Source organism: Collinsella sp. HCP3S3_E5 (genome assembly GCF_052067635.1).
Taxonomy (GTDB): Bacteria; Actinomycetota; Coriobacteriia; order Coriobacteriales; family Coriobacteriaceae; genus Collinsella.
Genome location: NZ_JBQHQF010000026.1, coordinates 11,347 through 28,919 on the forward strand (window position 1 = coordinate 11,347; position 17,573 = coordinate 28,919).

At 61.5% G+C, this 17,573-nt stretch carries 14 protein-coding genes and 1 other RNA gene; 13 read left to right on the top strand and 2 right to left on the bottom strand.

Going from position 1 to position 17,573, the window contains the following annotated elements:
* The first annotated feature begins 186 nt into the window (after positions 1-186).
* On the top strand, positions 187-1,647 hold the full coding sequence (locus ACTM82_RS07740) for a S1C family serine protease (protein ID WP_441055553.1): 1,461 nt from the start codon (positions 187-189) through the stop codon (positions 1,645-1,647).
* Between the two features lie 448 nt (positions 1,648-2,095).
* Positions 2,096-4,324 (top strand): NAD-dependent DNA ligase LigA, encoded by a 2,229-nt coding sequence (gene ligA / locus ACTM82_RS07745; protein WP_441055551.1) that lies wholly within the window; start codon positions 2,096-2,098, stop codon positions 4,322-4,324.
* A gap of 155 nt (positions 4,325-4,479) precedes the next feature.
* Here ligA and ACTM82_RS07750 read toward each other — a convergent pair whose 3' ends face one another.
* Positions 4,480-5,826, bottom strand: coding sequence for an MATE family efflux transporter (locus ACTM82_RS07750; protein WP_427795041.1), 1,347 nt, complete (start codon positions 5,824-5,826; stop codon positions 4,480-4,482).
* Positions 5,827-6,033: 207 nt separating this feature from the next.
* On the opposite strand from ACTM82_RS07750, the gene moaA reads away from it, so the two are divergent.
* From moaA to ACTM82_RS07800, 10 genes are all read left to right on the top strand, one after another.
* On the top strand, positions 6,034-7,089 hold the full coding sequence (moaA, locus tag ACTM82_RS07755) for a GTP 3',8-cyclase MoaA (RefSeq protein WP_441055548.1): 1,056 nt from the start codon (positions 6,034-6,036) through the stop codon (positions 7,087-7,089).
* Between the two features lie 4 nt (positions 7,090-7,093).
* Positions 7,094-8,395 (top strand): molybdopterin-guanine dinucleotide biosynthesis protein B, encoded by a 1,302-nt coding sequence (gene mobB / locus ACTM82_RS07760; RefSeq protein ID WP_441055546.1) that lies wholly within the window; start codon positions 7,094-7,096, stop codon positions 8,393-8,395.
* A gap of 277 nt (positions 8,396-8,672) precedes the next feature.
* On the top strand, positions 8,673-9,959 hold the full coding sequence (locus tag ACTM82_RS07765) for an MFS transporter (protein WP_441055544.1): 1,287 nt from the start codon (positions 8,673-8,675) through the stop codon (positions 9,957-9,959).
* A 293-nt stretch (positions 9,960-10,252) separates the two neighbouring features.
* A complete protein-coding gene (gatC, locus tag ACTM82_RS07770; protein WP_035136890.1) occupies positions 10,253-10,564 on the top strand; it encodes an Asp-tRNA(Asn)/Glu-tRNA(Gln) amidotransferase subunit GatC in 312 nt (103 codons plus the stop codon).
* Positions 10,564-12,078: an Asp-tRNA(Asn)/Glu-tRNA(Gln) amidotransferase subunit GatA gene (gatA, locus tag ACTM82_RS07775; RefSeq protein ID WP_441055542.1), complete on the top strand. Its 1,515-nt coding sequence runs from the start codon at positions 10,564-10,566 to the stop codon at positions 12,076-12,078. The genes gatC and gatA overlap by 1 nt, the downstream gene beginning before the upstream one ends.
* Positions 12,078-13,754, top strand: coding sequence for an Asp-tRNA(Asn)/Glu-tRNA(Gln) amidotransferase subunit GatB (gene gatB / locus ACTM82_RS07780; RefSeq protein WP_441055540.1), 1,677 nt, complete (start codon positions 12,078-12,080; stop codon positions 13,752-13,754). The genes gatA and gatB overlap by 1 nt, the downstream gene beginning before the upstream one ends.
* 684 nt (positions 13,755-14,438) lie before the next feature.
* Entirely contained in the window at positions 14,439-14,606 is a 168-nt protein-coding gene (locus ACTM82_RS07785) for a hypothetical protein (RefSeq protein WP_441016404.1), read from the top strand.
* On the top strand, positions 14,555-15,301 hold the full coding sequence (locus tag ACTM82_RS07790; RefSeq protein ID WP_441055538.1) for an HAD-IC family P-type ATPase: 747 nt from the start codon (positions 14,555-14,557) through the stop codon (positions 15,299-15,301). The genes ACTM82_RS07785 and ACTM82_RS07790 overlap by 52 nt, the downstream gene beginning before the upstream one ends.
* A gap of 145 nt (positions 15,302-15,446) precedes the next feature.
* Entirely contained in the window at positions 15,447-15,800 is a 354-nt protein-coding gene (locus tag ACTM82_RS07795) for a hypothetical protein (protein WP_441055536.1), read from the top strand.
* Between the two features lie 117 nt (positions 15,801-15,917).
* Positions 15,918-16,310 (top strand): hypothetical protein, encoded by a 393-nt coding sequence (locus ACTM82_RS07800; RefSeq protein ID WP_441055534.1) that lies wholly within the window; start codon positions 15,918-15,920, stop codon positions 16,308-16,310.
* Positions 16,311-16,369: 59 nt separating this feature from the next.
* Here the strand turns inward: ACTM82_RS07800 and ACTM82_RS07805 are convergent, their stop codons facing one another.
* Positions 16,370-16,804, bottom strand: a complete 435-nt coding sequence (locus ACTM82_RS07805) for a hypothetical protein (protein ID WP_441055532.1) — start codon at positions 16,802-16,804, stop codon at positions 16,370-16,372.
* 239 nt (positions 16,805-17,043) lie between these two features.
* On the opposite strand from ACTM82_RS07805, the gene ssrA reads away from it, so the two are divergent.
* Positions 17,044-17,407: a transfer-messenger RNA gene (ssrA, locus tag ACTM82_RS07810) on the top strand.
* Positions 17,408-17,573 lie beyond the last annotated feature (166 nt).

Sequence of the window (17,573 nt, forward strand, 5' to 3'; positions counted from 1 at the left end):
GCGCCTTCGTGGTGGTTTTGCCGCATGCGTGGATCCCTTTCGAGTTTGCAGCAGAACTTAAGCATTCCTTAAAGATTGCGTTCTCATACACGTTCGCCCGCATATTGGGGTACAACTCAACGTGAACAATGATGGCCCGCCACATGTTTGGCGGGCCTTTGGTTATTAGACGAAAGGATCGCAGTCATGAGCGAGAACGATTCCCAGCGTCCCCAGGATGCGGGCAACGCCGGCGAGACCCAGCAGCAGCCGCGCGTGCAGGTGGAGTCGACGCCTGCCGACGGCAACATTCCCTACGTGCAGGCCTACGACACACGGACCGGCCAGCCGCTGGGCGGTCAGCAGGTTGTAAACAAGCACACGGTGGTCAAGACCAAGACCAAAAAGCTGCCGATCTTTATTACGGCGCTCGCCGGCTGCGCCTGCGGCGCCCTGCTGGTCATCGCGCTCATTATGAGTGGCACGCTCAACATTGGCGGCGGAAAGAATGTCGTGACGGCGGGTGCTTCGGGTTCATCGACGCAAAAGATTACGATCGACTCCGAGGACACCACGCTTGCCGAGGCCGTTTCTGCCAAGGCCCTGCCCTCCGTCGTTTCCATCACCGCCACTTCGAGCGGTAGCCAGAATGGCTCGCTTTCGCAGTCTGCCGACGAGTCGGATGGTTCGGGCAGCGTCGGTTCGGGCGTGGTGCTCGATACCGAGGGCCACATCCTCACCAACAACCATGTGGTCGATGGCTATGACCAGTACGTGGTTACCATGGACGACGGTACCACCTACGAGGCCGAGTTCGTGGGCAACGACGCCTCGAGCGACCTGGCCGTCATCAAGCTCAAGGATGCTGACGCCTCCAAGCTCACGCCGATCGAGATTGGTGATTCCTCCAAGCTTAACGTGGGCGAGTGGGTCATGGCGATCGGCTCGCCGTTCGGCAACGAGCAATCTGTCTCCACGGGCATTGTGTCGGCGCTGTATCGCTCCACGGCCATGAGTTCTACCAGCGGCAACACCATCTACGCCAACATGATCCAGACCGATGCCGCCATCAACCCGGGCAACTCCGGCGGCGCGCTCGTTAACGACAATGGCGAACTCGTGGGTATTAACTCTCTTATCGAGAGCTACTCGGGCTCCAGCTCGGGCGTGGGCTTTGCCATTCCGGTCAACTATGCCAAGAACATCGCCGACCAGATCATCGACGGCAAGACGCCGGTTCATCCGTACCTGGGCGCCACGCTTTCGAGCGTCAACGCGCTCAACGCCCGCACTAACAATCTCGGCACCGATAGCGGTGCGTATGTGGCAAGTGTCGTCGAGGACGGTCCTGCCGCCAAGGCTGGCATCCAAGAGGGCGATGTCATCACCAAGCTGGGTGACGATGAGATTACGAGCGCCGATGGCCTGATTATCGCGCTGCGCAGCCACGAGGTGGGCGAAAAGGTCGAGATTACGCTCGTGCGCGGCAAGGAAGAGAAGAAGGTCACGGTCGAGCTGGGTTCTGATGAGGAGCTGCAGAACCAGCAGCAGAACGACAGCGCGACCGACACCGGCAACGGCGGCATTACCGACGAGCAACTGCGCCAGTACCTGGAAGAACTGCTGGGCCAACAGGGTCAGGGGCAAGGCTACGGTCAGGGTTTCTAACGAGCTGTATCGCACATATCGAAGCCAGAGGGGCTGTTCCGCCAGCGCGGGACAGCCCCTCTTCTCTTATTGATCCGTTGGGGACGGAGGAAAACGGATCATTTAGAAATGGCAAGGGCATGGTTCGGAAGGGCTTGGACAGTTAGTTCAGATTTGTATAAAACGGGTGCGGTCTGAGGCGTGTTTTGAGCGGTTTTGAAATGAAAGACGGGCCGAGATGGGTGTCTCGAAGACGGAAGCAAACCTAATTTGCCGTTCAGAACGATTGATTGGGGCGAAAAGCCGATATTTCAGCTCGATTCGGCGCGCGTAATTATACAAATCTGAACTAACTGTCCAACCCCGGTCCGGTCGCTGCCAATTCGGTGCGGTTTGAGACCGCTATTCGGCCCCATTGCGACCGGTGGTACTCTAGTATCCGTTTGAAATCGAGCGAAGGAGTGCCGCTATGGAGCAATCGAGCCTGTTTGGTGACGGCGTGGACATCGATACCGAAACGCCAGCGAGCACGGATACCGCCGCGCCGGCCGATGACCGTGCCCAGGCGGCAGCGCGTGCGGCTGAGTTGCGCCACGAGCTCGATTACCACGCCTACCGCTACTACATGCTCGATGCGCCCGAGATCACGGACGTCGCCTTCGACAAAATGCTCGTTGAACTGCAAGAAATCGAGGCTGCCTACCCCGACCTGGTGACGCCCGACAGCTATACCCAGCGCGTGGGCGGCTACGTGAGCGAGCAGTTTACACCGGTCACGCACATGGCACGCATGTATTCCATGGACGATGCCATGGATCTGGACGAGCTCGACGCATGGCTCCAGCGCACCGAGGATGCGCTCGGTGCCGGTAGCGTTACCTATACCTGCGAGCTCAAGATTGACGGCCTGGGCGTCGCGCTTACCTACCAAAACGGCACCTTCGTACGCGCGGCCACACGCGGCGATGGCACCACGGGCGAGGACGTATCGCTCAACGTGCGCACTATCAAGGATGTGCCCATGCACCTGTCCGAGCAGGCGCTCGCTCACATGGGCGCCGACCGCGAGCGTACCATCGAAGTGCGCGGCGAGGTGTACATGCCCAAGGGCAGCTTTGTTCGCCTGAATGAAGAGGCCGATGCCGAGGGCCGCGACCCCTTCGCCAACCCGCGCAACGCCGCTGCCGGATCCTTGCGTCAGAAGGATCCCAAGGTCACGGCGCGCCGCGACCTGGCCACCTTTATCTATGCCATCGCCGATACCGATCCGCTGCACGTCCACAGCCAGCGCGAGTTTCTGGACTGGTTGCGTAGCGCCGGCTTTAGCGTCAACCCTAACGTGGCTCGTTGTGCCACGCCGGCCGAGGTCCACGAGTTCTGTGCCCAGGCGCTCGAGCACCGCGGCGACTTGGATTACGACATCGACGGCGTGGTCGTAAAGGTTGACAGCTTCCAGCAGCAGCTCGACCTGGGCTTTACCGCTCGCGCACCACGCTGGGCCATTGCCTTTAAGTTTCCGCCCGAGGAAAAGCAGACCATCCTGCGCGAAATTCGCATCCAGGTGGGCCGCACCGGTGTGCTCACGCCGGTCGCCGAGTTCGACCCGGTGACGGTTGCCGGCTCCACCATCGCGCGCGCCACGCTGCACAACATCGACGAGATCCGCCGCAAAAACGTGCGCGAGGGCGACACCATCATCGTGCACAAGGCGGGCGACGTGATCCCCGAGGTCGTGGGTCCGGTGCTCGACAAGCGCCCGGCCGATTCGGTCGACTGGCATATGCCCGAGGTCTGCCCCGTGTGCGGCAGCCCCGTGGTCCACGAGGATGGCGAGGTGGCTTACCGCTGCGTGTCCATCGACTGCCCCGCACAGCTCAAGGAGCGCCTGCTCCACTGGGTGAGCCGCGGCTGCATGGACGTCGATGGCCTAGGCGACGAGATCGTCGACAAGATGATCGCCGCCGGGCTGATTCACGACGTCGCAGACTTCTACCAGCTCACGGTCGACGACATCGCCGGCCTGGACACGGGGCGCACCTATGCCAGCTCCAACAGCAGAAAGGGCGTTAAGAAGGGCGACCCCATTCCGGTAGGCCTCAAGACGGCCGAGAAAATCATCGCCGAGCTCAACAAGTCCAAGAGTCAGCCGCTCGGTCGCGTGCTGTTTGCCCTGGGCATCCGTCACGTGGGCAAGAGCGTGGGCGAGGTCATCGCCGAGCGATTCCTGTCGATTGACAAGCTTATCTTGGCGAGCGAAGAGGATATTGCCGAGTGCGAGGGTATCGGCCCCAAGATTGCGGCGAGCGTCAAGCAGTTCCTGGCCGTGCCCGAGAACCTTGCCGTCCTGGAACGTCTGCGCCAGGCGGGCCTGTCGCTCGAGGTCGATTTGGGCGCCGCGCACGCGCAAGCCGCAGCCGACGCTGGCGTGGCAGGCGAGCTCGCCGACGCACAGCCGCTCGCGGGTCTGACCTTCGTGCTCACCGGCACGCTCGTCAACCGCACGCGCGACGAGGCGGGCGCGGCGCTCAAGGTGCTCGGCGCCAAGGTTTCGGGCAGTGTATCAAAGAAGACGAGCTATCTGGTTGCCGGCCCCAAAGCGGGTTCCAAGCTTACCAAGGCCGAGCAGCTGGGCGTACCCGTGCTGGACGAGGACGCACTCGAGCAGATCTTGGCTACCGGTGAGGTGCCCCAGGCTTAAGGCATCAATAGTCAAATTGAAGAACCGCCCGAAAGCGCGATGCCTTCCGGGCGGTTCTTACTTTGTTGGGGAAACCGGCATCGTGATCTGCGTCACGTAGGTCGCGGGGTCGTCGCTGATGATGTCGTCAATGAGGGCGATTTCGCGTTGCCCCGCTACGCTGCTAACTTGTCAAAAGCCCCGCGCCGGTTGAGCACGGTAAACGCGACAACACAGATGACTGCCGACAAAATCGACCCGCACGGCGAGGCGATGCCCATGGGAAACAGCGTGTCGGAATAGGCGTTCGACAGCAGCCAAGCGCCTGGCACGCGAATAAGCGCCACGGCAAGCACGTTGTGCGCAAAGCCGATGTAGCTCTTGCCATATGCAGCGAAAAAGCCGCTAAAGCAAATGTGGATACCGGCAAAGATTGCATCGAAAATGTAGCTGCGCATATAGCCGGTGCCGGCAGCGACTACTGCAGCGTCCTTGGCAAAAAAGCCAATAAACGCCGGCGCCACCAGCCACATCAGCACCGTGATCAGGCAGCCGTACACCACCGAGATGGTCATGGCGTCTTTGAGCACCTGACGCGCACGGTCGCCCTTGCCCGCGCCGGCGTTTTGCGCCGTGAGTGCGCTGACGGTGGCGCCCATGGAACTCGGTACAATGAACAAAAAGCTGATCATCTTTTCGACCAGGCCCACGGCGGCGGCGTCGACCAGGCCGCGATGGTTGGCGATGACGGTGATAAACATAAACGCCACCTGGATGCAGCCGTCCTGCACGGCCACGGGCACGCCGATCTTAAGGATGCTGCCGAGCACCTCGGGCTGGGGGCGCAGGTCGCTACGCTTAACGTGGATGTTCGTGCGGCGGCTCTTAAGCCACACGAGTGCGAGGGCAACGCTTGCCGTCTGGGCGGTTACCGTGCCGAGCGCCGCACCCACGGGGCCGAGTCCCAAGTGGCCGATAAACAGAAAATCGAGCGCGATGTTGATGATGCACGCCACGCCGATCACGTACATGGGCGAGCGCGAATCGCCCAGCCCGCGAAAGATGGCCGAGAGGATGTTGTATGCGGCGATAAACGGAATGCCGACAAAGCAGATGCGCAGGTAGGCGGCGGTTCCTTCGACTGCCTCGGCTGGCGTGCCAATAAGTGCCACGATCTGCGGGCACAGTGCGAGCAGGATGGCTGCCAGCACTACCGAGACACCCATAAACAGCGTGATGGTGTTGCCGATGACGGTCTCGGCGCGATCGAAGCGGCGCGAGCCCACGGCGTGGCCGACGATAACCGTCGTTCCCATGGCCAGACCCACGAGCGTCACGGTAATGATATAGAGCGTCTGCGCGCCATTGCCCACGGCGGTGATGCCGGCGGCACCGCTAAACTGCCCCATCATGTACAGGTCGGCCATGCCGTAGAGCATCTGCAAAAAGTACGAGAGCATATAGGGCAGGGCAAAGACCGCGATGGTCTTAAGGACATTGCCGCGTGTGAGGTCGTGTTCCATAGGTGGGGCTTTCTGGCTGGGTCTGTTTCCGTACCAGTGTAGTGAAAACCCTACAACGATTGTAGAGTCAAGGTTTGTGTGTTGAGGATGGGCTTGAAAAGCCGGTCTTGTTCGAAGCGACCTGTCCTGTCGTACGGGTGTGGCATGATTCTCTCGTGGGGTATTATGTTTTTCGAAGAATAAAACGCCGCGTGAGGGGAGGGCTGCGTGGACGGGCACGTGCAGCATGACGGTTTTGGCCGCGACATTAACTACCTGCGCATTGCCGTTACCGACAAGTGCAATTTCCGCTGCATTTACTGCATGCCGGCCGATGGCGTGGCGCCCCGTGCACACGACGAGTTACTCAGCGCCGAGGAAATCGCCCGCTTTGTGCGCTTGGTGGCGGGGGAGGGCATTCGCCGCGTGCGCCTGACGGGCGGCGAGCCGCTGGTCAGCCGCCGTATTATTCCGCTTATTCGCGACATCCGCGCGATCCCTCAGATCGAGGACATCTCGCTCACCACCAACGGCGCCCTGCTGCCCAAGCTGGCGCCGCAGCTCAAAGATGCCGGGCTTAACCGCGTCAACATCTCGCTCGACACGCTCGACCCTACGCTCTTTGGAAAGATCACGCGCCTGGGTCGGCTCGAGCAGACCATGGCCGGCATCGACGCGGCGCTGGCTTGGGGCTTTGAGCCCGTTAAGGTCAACTGCGTTGTTGTGCGCCGGCTCAACCAGGATGTGGCGACCCTCGCGCGGCTCACGCTCGACCGTCCCATCCACCTGCGCTTTATCGAATATATGCCCATCGGCGACGAGCGCACGAGCTCGCATTGCGCTGTGGACCCGCATGCGCCCGCGCTCAATCCCGAGCTGTGGGACGCGAGCGATACCGTGCCGAGTGACGAGCTGCGGGCGCGCATCAATGCCGGGGCCACCGCGACGGGACTGGGCGAGCTCGAGCCGCTCGACATCAACGACGCTCCTGCCGGCGCGGGCCCTGCGCGCTATTGGCGCTTTCCGGGCGCGGCGGGAACGGTTGGCTTTATTAGCGCCATGTCCAACCATTTTTGTGCGAATTGCAACCGTCTGCGCCTGACGGCCGATGGCAACGTGCGTCCGTGCCTGTTTAGCGATGCCGAGTATTCGGTGCGCGACGCCCTGCGCCGTGGTGATGATATACAGGTACTTTCGATTTGGCGCGATGCCGTGGCCCACAAACCGCAGGAACACGCGATAATTGAGGGCACGCAACGATTTATGTCCCAAATCGGAGGATGATCATATGGCCAAGAGCAGGTACGCCGACGCCACCAAGGCCGCTCGCAGGGCCGCGATGTCTGCCCACAAAGTCACGGCCGCGGCGAATGCTGGCAACGCCGGCGCGTCCGCGCAGCCGACTTCCAGCGCGGCCACCGAACCCGCCCGTGACGCACGTCGCAACGAGCTGACGCACGTGGACGCCAAGGGCGAGGTGCGCATGGTCGATGTGTCCGACAAGGCCGAGACCCATCGCATCGCCATCGCCGAGGGCACCATCCTCATGCATCCCGAGACACAGGCCATGGTGCTGCAGGACCGCGCCAAAAAGGGCGACGTGCTTGCCTGCGCGCGCGTGGCGGGCATCATGGCCATCAAACGCACGAGCGACATCATTCCCATGTGCCATCCGTTGCTCATTACCAAGAGCAAGTGCGACATTGCGCCCATCGCTCCGGCGGGGACGCCAGCCGAGGATATGCCCGAGGGCTGGGCACCGGCGCGCGCGGACGGGCAGGTTGGCTTTCACGTACTGGTTACGGCCGGCGTGACGGGCAAGACGGGTATCGAGATGGAGGCGCTGACCGGCGCGAGTGCCGCGTGTCTAACGATCTACGACATGTGCAAGGCGGTTGATCGCGGCATGGAGATCGTCGACGTGCGCCTGTTGCACAAGGAGGGCGGCCGCTCGGGCGTATGGGACCGCGCAGAGCGTCAGGCCGCTGCTGTTGAGGCCGTGGCCACTGACGGTGCCGCACCCGCGAGCGCACCCGTCGCCGTCGCGCCCGCAGCTCCGACACCGGCCGTTCCCGCGATCGCGTTTATCGGCTACCAAAACTCGGGCAAGACCACGCTCGTCGAGAAGGTTATCGCCGAGCTCACCCGTCGCGGCCTGCGCGTGGGTTCGCTCAAGCATCACGGGCATCACGGCTTTGATATCGACGTGCCCGCTAAGGATACCTGGCGCCATCACCAGGCCGGGTCCAAGCACGTGGGCCTCATCTGCGCCACGCGCTGGGCGGAGTACGCCGACACGCGCGAGGAGGACGAGATGCCCGCGCGCGAGCTGCTGTCGCGTTACAACGATGTTGACGTGGTGATCATCGAGGGCTACAAGACCGAGGGCTTCGACAACATCGTGGTCGCGCGCTCCGGTGTCGACCGTCTGCGTGGCAAGAGCTCGCTCGACCTGGTCGACGGCCGCACGCTGGCCCTTGCCTGCAACGAAGCCCTGGCACGTCAGGCCTTCGACGCAGGCTTTGCGACCCGAGCCATCAACATCAACGACGCCCGCGCCATCTGCGACCTTATCCAAGACCACCTTTAAGGCTTGGCGCTGAACCTGCCAAAAAGGGACAGGTTTATTTTGGCAGGTTCTATCTGGGCAAACGTCATTTCCACCACAAAGGGGCCAGGCACCTTTGTGGTGGTTTTTGCTTTGGTAGATTTTTGTGACATGCCTTACAATCTACCAAGTAGTTCATGACGGGCGAAAAACGGAGAGAAGGGTCCTGATGCGTCCTTAATGTTTCATGCGGATAGATTGATTTGACAGACGGCGGCGAATGTCCACCGCCCGTATTCGTATGAAACGAGGAGTCTCCGTGCTCGTATCTCTTCTCTCAAAACCTCACCCTTCGTTGTCCGCGCAGGCTAAGCACCTGGTGGCAATGCGCTTCCTCATATATACCGGCTTTCAGACCAGCTACTTTATCGGTGTTATCGGAACACTCACCTATGCAGACGATGCCTCGGTCGTTGCGACATCGCTGGCCGTCCTGTTTATGAACGTCTTCGTGATCCTGGGATCCTTTGCGGGTGGAGCGGCGCTTGACGCTTGGGGTCCGTGGCGGCATTTCCGGGCGAGTATCTTCGGCACGTTGGCAACCGGCGCGGCAATCCTCGCCTGTGGCAGCGCGACCGGAACAGTCCTTGCCGGCGCGGTGCTCCTGGGCTTTGTGATGGGATTCGCCCAGCCCGTCGCCACGTCCTATCCGGCGTATCTCACCGACGACCCCGTCGAGCTCAAAGACATCAACTCCGCCATCGCCATGCTCTCCAACGTGAGCATTATCGTCGGCCCCACACTGGGCGGCTTTGTCGCGGCGGCTGCATCGTCACACGCGGTGTTTTTGCTCATGATGATCTTTGCCGTACTGGCGCTCGTCGCCGGTTGGGGCTTTAGGCCGCAAGCAGGTCGCGTCGCCGCGCGCGAAAGTGCTCCCGCGGATAGCAGCACAACGGCAAGTACTGCCATTCAAAGCTCAGACTCCAATAAATCCACCCGCGTCACCTTCGTGACCAGCATCAAGACAGTCTTTAGCAACAGCGTCCTCGCCCTGCTGTTCTGCATTATTTTCCTTTCGAACTTTGGCTATGGCGCCTTCGATCCACTGGAGTCATTCTTCTACCGTGATGTTCTGCATGCCGGTGTCGAGTGGATGGGCTGGCTCTCGTCTGCCTGCGGCGTGGGCGCGGTGCTGGGCGCCGTGGTCGCGCTCCGCTTGCCGCCGCACCTGGTCAACCTTAAGACGCTGCTTGTGGCGCTTCTGTCCGTGGGCCTGGGAAGCCTGCTCTACGTGGGAACGCCGTACGTGGGCGTAGCCCTCGTCGGCCAGATTGCCCTGGGCGTGGCCTGGGGCGTCGTCAACCCGCTCCACAACACGATCGTGCAAACGACGGCCCCGCTCGAACAGCTCGGTCGCGTCAACTCGGTCATGGGCTTTGGCAACATGTTCGCCGGCGTGGCGCCGCTGGCGATTGCCCCGTGGCTGGCGGCGACGTTTGGCGTGCAGCAGACGCTCATCGGGGCGGGTATGGTCGTGACGGCGGTTCCCGCGGCACTGCTGCTGTTTGGACGCCGGCATTTGGATCGTGCCGCAAAGCAGTAAAAACCATCACAACATTCGATGAAAATCGCGATTTTGCCGAATAACGTCGAATGTTGTGATGGTTTGCGCCCCGGGTCACGCCATCCTGCGGATCCGGCCGCCACAAAGGGGCCAGGCACCTTTGTGGCGGTTTTTGCTATGGACGGTGCGGTTTCGCTGCAGAACCGCCAGCCCGCCGCCTGCCAACCGCCGCCCTCGTTACGTTTTCGCTGCATTTGGGTAAAGCGCCTGCTCCAAGCCGGCGTTGCCTTGTATACTAGAGCGGTTTAACTGTTATGCGGAAGGGAGCGCCTATGGCACTCAGCGAGAAAGACGTGCGCGGTATCGCCGAGTACGCAAAGATCGCACTGACCGATGACGAGCTCGCCCAGATGACGTCCTACATGAACGATGCCGTCCAGATGCTCGAGCCCGTCTTGCAATATGACTTGCCCGACGTGGAGCCCACGTTCCATCCCATCGGAAGCCTGTCCAACGTGATGGGTGATGACCTGCGCGAGCCCGAGCGCGACCTGCCGCTCGACGTCGCGCTCGAAAACGCCGGCAGCGCGCGCGACCGCTACTTCCGCGTGCCGTCCATTTTGGGAGAGGGGGAGAGCGAGTAATGGCGCAGAGCTTCGATTCCCTTACCGCTGTCCAGATTGCCACGGGCGTTGCCGCTGGCGACTTTACCGCTACCGAGGTGGCCCAGGCCTCCCTTGCCGCCATCGAGGCGCGCGAGGGCGGGGTCCAGGCATTCCTGCAGGTGGCGCCCGAGCTTGCGCTCGAGGCCGCCGCGCGCGTGGATGCCGATCGTGCCGCGGGCAAGCCGCTGCCCCCGCTCGCGGGCGTGCCGCTGGCCATCAAGGACAACATGAACCTTGTGGGCACGCGCACCACCTGCGCTTCCCGCATGCTCGAGAACTACCAGAGCGTCTATACCGCCACCTGCGTCCAGCGCATGCTCGATGCCGGCTGCCTGCCCATGGGCAAGGCCAACATGGACGAGTTTGCCTTTGGCAGCTCCACCGAGAGCTCGGCGTTCCACCGCACCAACAACCCCTGGGATACCGAGCGCGTGCCCGGCGGCTCCTCGGGCGGCTCCGCTGCCGCCGTCGCCGCGGGCGAGGTCGCGCTCTCGCTGGGCTCGGACACTGGCGGCTCCATTCGCCAGCCGGCGTCGCTGTGCGGCGTGGTGGGCTTTAAGCCCACGTATGGCGCCGTGAGCCGTTACGGCGTGGTCGCCTTTGGCTCGTCGCTCGACCAGGTGGGCCCCTTCGGCCGCACGGTCGAGGATGTCGCGCTGGCCATGAACGCGCTTACCGGCGCGGGCCACGATCCCTACGACTGCAACAGCCAGGATTGCGCCGTCGATTTTACCGAGCATCTCAACGACAGCATCGAGGGTAAGCGCGTGGGTATCATCCCCGCGTTTATGGAGGCCGAGGGCCTGACGTCCGAGGTCAAGGCCGCTGTTCAGCGCGCCGCCCAGGAGCTGCAGAACCAGGGCGCCGAGCTGGTCGAGGTCGACCTGCCGCACCTGGATGCCGCCATCGCCGCCTACTACGTCATCGGCCCGGCCGAGGCGTTCTCCAACCTGGCCCGCTTCGACGGTATTCGCTACGGCTATCAGGAGGAGGGCTGCGCCAACCTGTCCGACCAGAGCTCGCTGTCGCGCGCCCACGGCTTTGGCGCCGAGGCCAAGCGCCGTCAGATGCTCGGCGCCTACCTGCTGAGCTCGGGCGTGTACGACAAGTATTACTACGCTGCGCAAAAGGCCCGCACGCTCATCACGCAGGACTACGACACCGCGTATGCCAAGGTGGACACCATCCTCATGCCCGCCTCGCCGCGCACGGCCTTTAAGTTTGGCGAGATCAGCGACCCCACGCAGATGTACCTCTCCGACCTGTACACCATCTCGCTCAACATTTGCGGCAACGGTGGTATCTCGGTGCCGCTGGGCTTGGGCGAGGATACTCAGCTGCCCGTTTCTGCCCAGCTGGTGGGTCCGGCGTTTAAGGACCGTCAGCTGCTCACGTTTGCCCGCGCCCTGGAGCGCGGCTTTGCCGATGCCGCTACGGGTGCGCCCGCGCTTTCCGTCGCACCCGATTTTGCCGGGAAGGGAGGCGAGCTGTAATGAAGGAGCTTTCCGAGGTCCTGCAGGATTGGGAGGCCGTGATCGGCCTGGAGATTCATACCGAGCTCACCGCACTCGATACCAAGATGTTCTGCAACTGCAAGCTCAGCCACGATGACGAGCCCAACGCCAACGTGTGTCCGGTGTGCTTGGGCCTGCCCGGCGCCCTGCCGGTGCCCAACAAGCGCGCCATCGAGAGCATCGTTAAGGCCGGCCTCGCCACCAACTGCGAGATCCAGCGCCACTCGATGTTCTACCGCAAGCACTACTTCTATCCCGATATGGCCAAGAACTTCCAGACCACGCAGGGTCCGGTCGCCTTTGCCATGTACGGTCACCTGGACCTGGACGTGACTGGTCGCGGCGCTGCAGAGCGCCCCGATTGCGCGTTTGGCGAGGCCGAGGCCCAGAGCCTGGCGAGCGCCTCGGCCAACGCCGAGGGCCTGTCCACGTCCATGACGTCGACCATGCGCGAGGGCAATCAGCGCGCCGGCCATCTGGCCAGCTATGACGCGTCCAACCTGCAGATGCCCGAGCGTCGCGAGGACGGTTCCTACACGGTGCCCATCCGCATTCTGCGCATCCACATGGAGGAGGACGCTGCCAAGATGGTGCACGTGGGTGGTGCCGAGGGCCGCATTACCGCCGCTGCCGAGTCGCTCGTCGACTACAACCGCTGCGGCACGCCTTTGATCGAGCTCGTCACCGAGCCCGACTTGCGTACGCCTGAGGAGGCTCGCCTGTTTATGGAAAAGCTCCGTCGCATCTTTGTGACGCTGGGCATTTCGGACTGCTCCATGGAGAAGGGTTCCATGCGCTGCGACGGCAACGTGTCGCTGCGCCGCCGCGGCGAGACCAAGCTGGGCACCAAAACCGAGCTCAAGAACCTCAACTCGTTTAAGAGCCTGCACGACGGCCTTGCCTACGAGATTTGCCGCCAGGCCGAGGTGCTCGAGGAGGGCGGCATTATCTATCAGGAGACCCGCCACTGGGAGCCCAGCCGCAAGCGCACCGTGGTCATGCGTGTGAAGGAGACGGCCGACGACTATCGTCTGTTCCCCGACCCCGACTTGGCGCCGTTCGATCTGGACGACGAGTTCGTCGATCGCTGCCGAGGTGAGATTCCCGAGCTGCCCGATACCAAGCGCGCCCGTTTTGAGGCCGATTTTGGCATTAAGGCGGCCGATGCCGAGCAAATCGCCGGTGACCCGGAGTTTGCCGAGTTCTTTGAGGCCTCCGCTGCCGGTATGGCTGGCAAGGAGGCCCAGACGGTTGCAAACTTGCTGGTGAACGAGATGATCGCCTACCTTAAGGGCGCGGGCGTGTCGCTCGCCGAGTCCGGCATCGCGCCGGCTCAGGTGGCAGCGCTTGCCAAGCTGCTGGCGACCGATGCCATCAGCTCCAACCAGGCTCACGAAGTCTTTGAGGCCATGGCCCAGACCGGCGACGACCCCAACAAGATCGTCGACGAGCGCGGTATGCGTCAGGTGAGCGATGCCGGCGCGCTGCAGCCGATTGTGGACGAAGTGCTGGCAAACTGTGCCGAGCAGGCACAGCAGTATCGTGACGGCAACCAGAAGGTCATCGGCTTTTTGGTGGGCCAGTGCATGAAGGCGAGTCGCGGCAAGGGTAACCCAAAGCTCTTCAACGAGTTGCTGAGAACCTCGCTCTCGTAAGCGGGAACCGAGGGGCCGGGCGCAGGGCCTTGCCTCTCAATTTCGGACAGTCCTGACTCACGACGGAGGCGCCACTGGCGCCTCCTGTTCGTGCGGAACTCATTGAGAGGCAAGGCCCTGCGCCCGGCCCCTCGGTTCCGTGGCGACTCAGCCGTTCTGGTCAGTCGGGCTGAATGGAATTTGGTGAATGAGGGTGCCGTTGGCACCCTCATTTTTTTGTGGATGTGGCGCAGGGACGGTCCCTTGGTCACATTTTTGGGCTGTGGAAAGCGAAGCTTAATACTTTTCCCGAGAAGTGAACGACCTTATTTGGACCTCTGAAGCATCGACACTATTTGGACGCTGTTTCCTGCGGTTTTGCCGAGTTTTCCCTGCGGTTTTGTTACTAAAAAATGCGGATGCTTCAGGGGTCCGATTTTGCTCGTTCACTTCTCGGGAAAAGTATTAGACCTCGATTTGCTGGGACGGGGGAGAGTCTTTCTTGGATGCCGGAGATGTACGTTGCGGCAGACCGATTGTCGAAAGTCGGCCGGTCTGCACCCTAAGATTTCCAGAAAGTTAACCATTTTTGACCTTAATAGTTAGTACTACTTAACTATTATCCAAAAGTGTGCTCATGCAAACTTATTCACTCAGGTGCTGAGGCACCGTGCCGTGTCCAATGCGGCAAAAGGGAGAAGCGACATGAAGAAGCCGACGTTTAACACCCTGCTTGTCGGTGGCGGTTTTCTGCTTGGTACGGCTGGCATCAAGCTGCTCGCCAGCGCTCCGGTAAAGAATGCCTGCGTGCAGGGCATCGCGTGCGGCATGCTGCCGTCGAGTACATCGTGGCGCACGGCATCACTTCGTTAATCGAAGGGCGTCGCGCCATCATCGGTTCCGCGCACTTTGTATTTGAGGATGAGGGCGCGCAGCTCGAGTCCGACATTAAGGAGCAAATCGAGCCTCAGATGCAGGGCCTGTCGCCGCTGTATTTGGCGGTCGATGGCAAGGTCGTCGGCGTGCTCGGCATCGAGGACCCGCTCAAGCCTGGGGTCCGTGAGGTCATCGCCGACCTGCATGCTCTGGGCGTCAAGCGTGTCGTTATGTTCACAGGCGATTCCGAGCGCACGGCCGAGCGCATTGCGCGAGAGGCAGGGGTCGACGAGTTTAAGGCCAAGCTGCTGCCCGAGGACAAGTACGCGTATGTGGAGCGCATTAAGGGCGAGGGGCGCCACGTTGCCATGGTGGGCGACGGCGTCAACGATTCGTCGGCGCTCGGTTTGGCCGACGTGGGGCTTGCAATGGGTGGCGGAAGCGACATCGCCAAGGAGGTCGCCGATATCATCCTGACCGATACGGATCTTGCTGCGATCGTGCGCCTGCGCCGTATGAGCCAGGGCCTCGTTGATCGTCTGACGAGCTCCTACTCTAAGGTGATGCTCACCAACTCGGCGCTCTTGGCACTGGGCATTACCGGCGCGATTGCCTCGCAGGCATCGTCGCTGCTGCACAACGGCTCGACGATCGCCTACAGCCTGAGCAACGCGAAGGCTTACCTGCGTTAGCAGACGTGTTTGCCCACGTTATCTGGCCTGCGCCCAGACGGCACCGGTGTCGTCCGGGCGCAGGCCTTTTGCATTTGATCCCAATTGATAGCGTCTCTATAAAGTGTTGCTATCGAGGCTAGCAATTGAAGGGAGCGAGATCGACGTGGGTGCTGCTAGCGGCATGGCGCAGGTGAACGTTCGCGTGGATCGCCAGGTCAAGAACCGTGCCGAGGAGGCGCTGCGGCTTTCGGGCGGGTCACTGTCCGAGCTCATCAAAAAGGTGGTGGCCAAGGTAGCGCAGGGTGGCGGTTCGTGCGAAGAGGTGTTGTCGGCCGTTGACGACCAACCGCCTAGTGCTGGTGGCACCTCGCCGTTTGTCGCATCATGGGCGGCGGCGGATCAGCTTTACGCGGACCTGGGCATCGATACATCATCTGCGTCTGATGACCGCAGCTGGGACACAATCTATTCCGAAGCCATGGATGAGCATTATCGCCAAAAGGGGATGATCCTGTGAGTGGAGGCCCCCTTAAGATTATGGTGGACGCCAACGTATGGGTCGATTCGTTTTGCGCCGAGCATACCGAGTCGCTTGCCGCGCGCGTTTATTGGGCAGGCGACGGAGACGGGGGCGTTGCTGTTCTTTCCGGTGCATATCGCCAAGGACGTGCTGTACGTTGTCCAACATGAGCTGAAGCGTAGCGTTCTTGCCGGCGGGGGAGCGCTCGACGAGGCATCTGTCCGTGCAATTGGCGATGCGGCGTTGGCGTTTGTTCGGAACATGACCGAAAACGCCACGGCCGTGGGCGCTGATGCATCCGATCTGTGGCTAGCCGACAAATACTTAGCGCTCCATCGCGATTACGAGGACAACTTGGTGTTCGCCGCGTGCAAGCGCGCGCAGATCGATTACTTGGTGATCAACAATCGCAAGCTGCTCGAACATGCCGATCTTGCAGCAAAGACCCCGCGCCAAATGATGCCGATTCTAGCTTTGGCCGAACGTGGTGGCGCGGCTATCGGTTAACGCGAACTGTTTGCGTGGCCTTCGGAACGTCGGCGCTCAGAAGACCACGCATCCTTTAATTACAAAAGCGCTGCCTTGATGACGGGAGCTTCGACGAGCTTCTCGGCGGCCTTTTCGTCGGAATCGTTTAGTGCTGCTAGACTGCGGTAGACCCACTCGTTGACCTGGGTGTTCTTGACGCCTGCGGTCTGCATAAGGGCGCCTACCTCGCGGATTGCTGCGAGCAGATTGGCTTTGGGACCTGCGAGCTCGACCTCGATTCCGTGGTAGGCGGCCACGCCGCGGTTCTCGCTCACGTGGTCGATAAAGCCCGCGACGGTCTCAAACTGCTGGGCGAGAGCTGCATCATCGTCAGCGTCCAGCGCAACAAGGGCGTTCGATACCGTGAGGGCGGGATGTCCACAGGGGACAAAGCCTTCGATGACATCCATGGCTTCGGTAATGGTCGAGCCCAGGCCCGCGAGGGCATTGATGAGTTGCTGCTTGGTATCCATAACGGTCCTTTCGACGGGTCAATTTTGCTTGGCGAAAATATACGTGACGTGTTCAGTGGCAAAAATGCGAAGTATGGCGCACATTAGGGTCTTCACAGCTCGTGCATAGAGCAGCTGTCTGCCTTTAGAACGTGGTAAGATAGCTATCCACGAGCGGGGTTTACCCCGCGTGTTCCTTGAAAAGTCGACGGTTATCGGGTGTTTGCAGGCCCGATACCATCCAGACTTTCCCAACATTCGGGGGCGACTGGTTTCGACACGATAGCTCTGAGAGAGGAAGCAAGCCGAGGTCTCCTCGCCTCGTTAAACAGGGGTACCGTCAAATTGAATTGACAACAACTCTTCTTTTGAGCCTATGGCTCTCGCTGCTTAGTTTATAGCGGCGCGTCAACCCGGTGATTTCCCCGACACCGGCGCGACGTCATGTTAGGGGAATGCTCCCGCGCACGTAATCGGTATGGCGCGGGCTAAGACCGAACCGGTTGGGATGCCGCGAGCGTGTCGCTGCGCGCAAAGCGTCCGAGACTAAACCAGCGACTGAGCTTGGAGATGCCAATCAGGGGGCTTTCGTGGACCGGAGTTCGATTCTCCGCGCCTCCACCAATAGCTACAGGCAGGTAGGTAAACGCACCTACCTGCTTTTTTATTACTTATAGATACCGCGGAGAATCGAACTCTATGCAGGGCGCGGGCGTAAAGAAAACGCGTAAGCGTTTTTAGCCCGCGGGCGAGGACGCCGGCAGGCGGCCGAAGCCGGTGCGGATTTGCG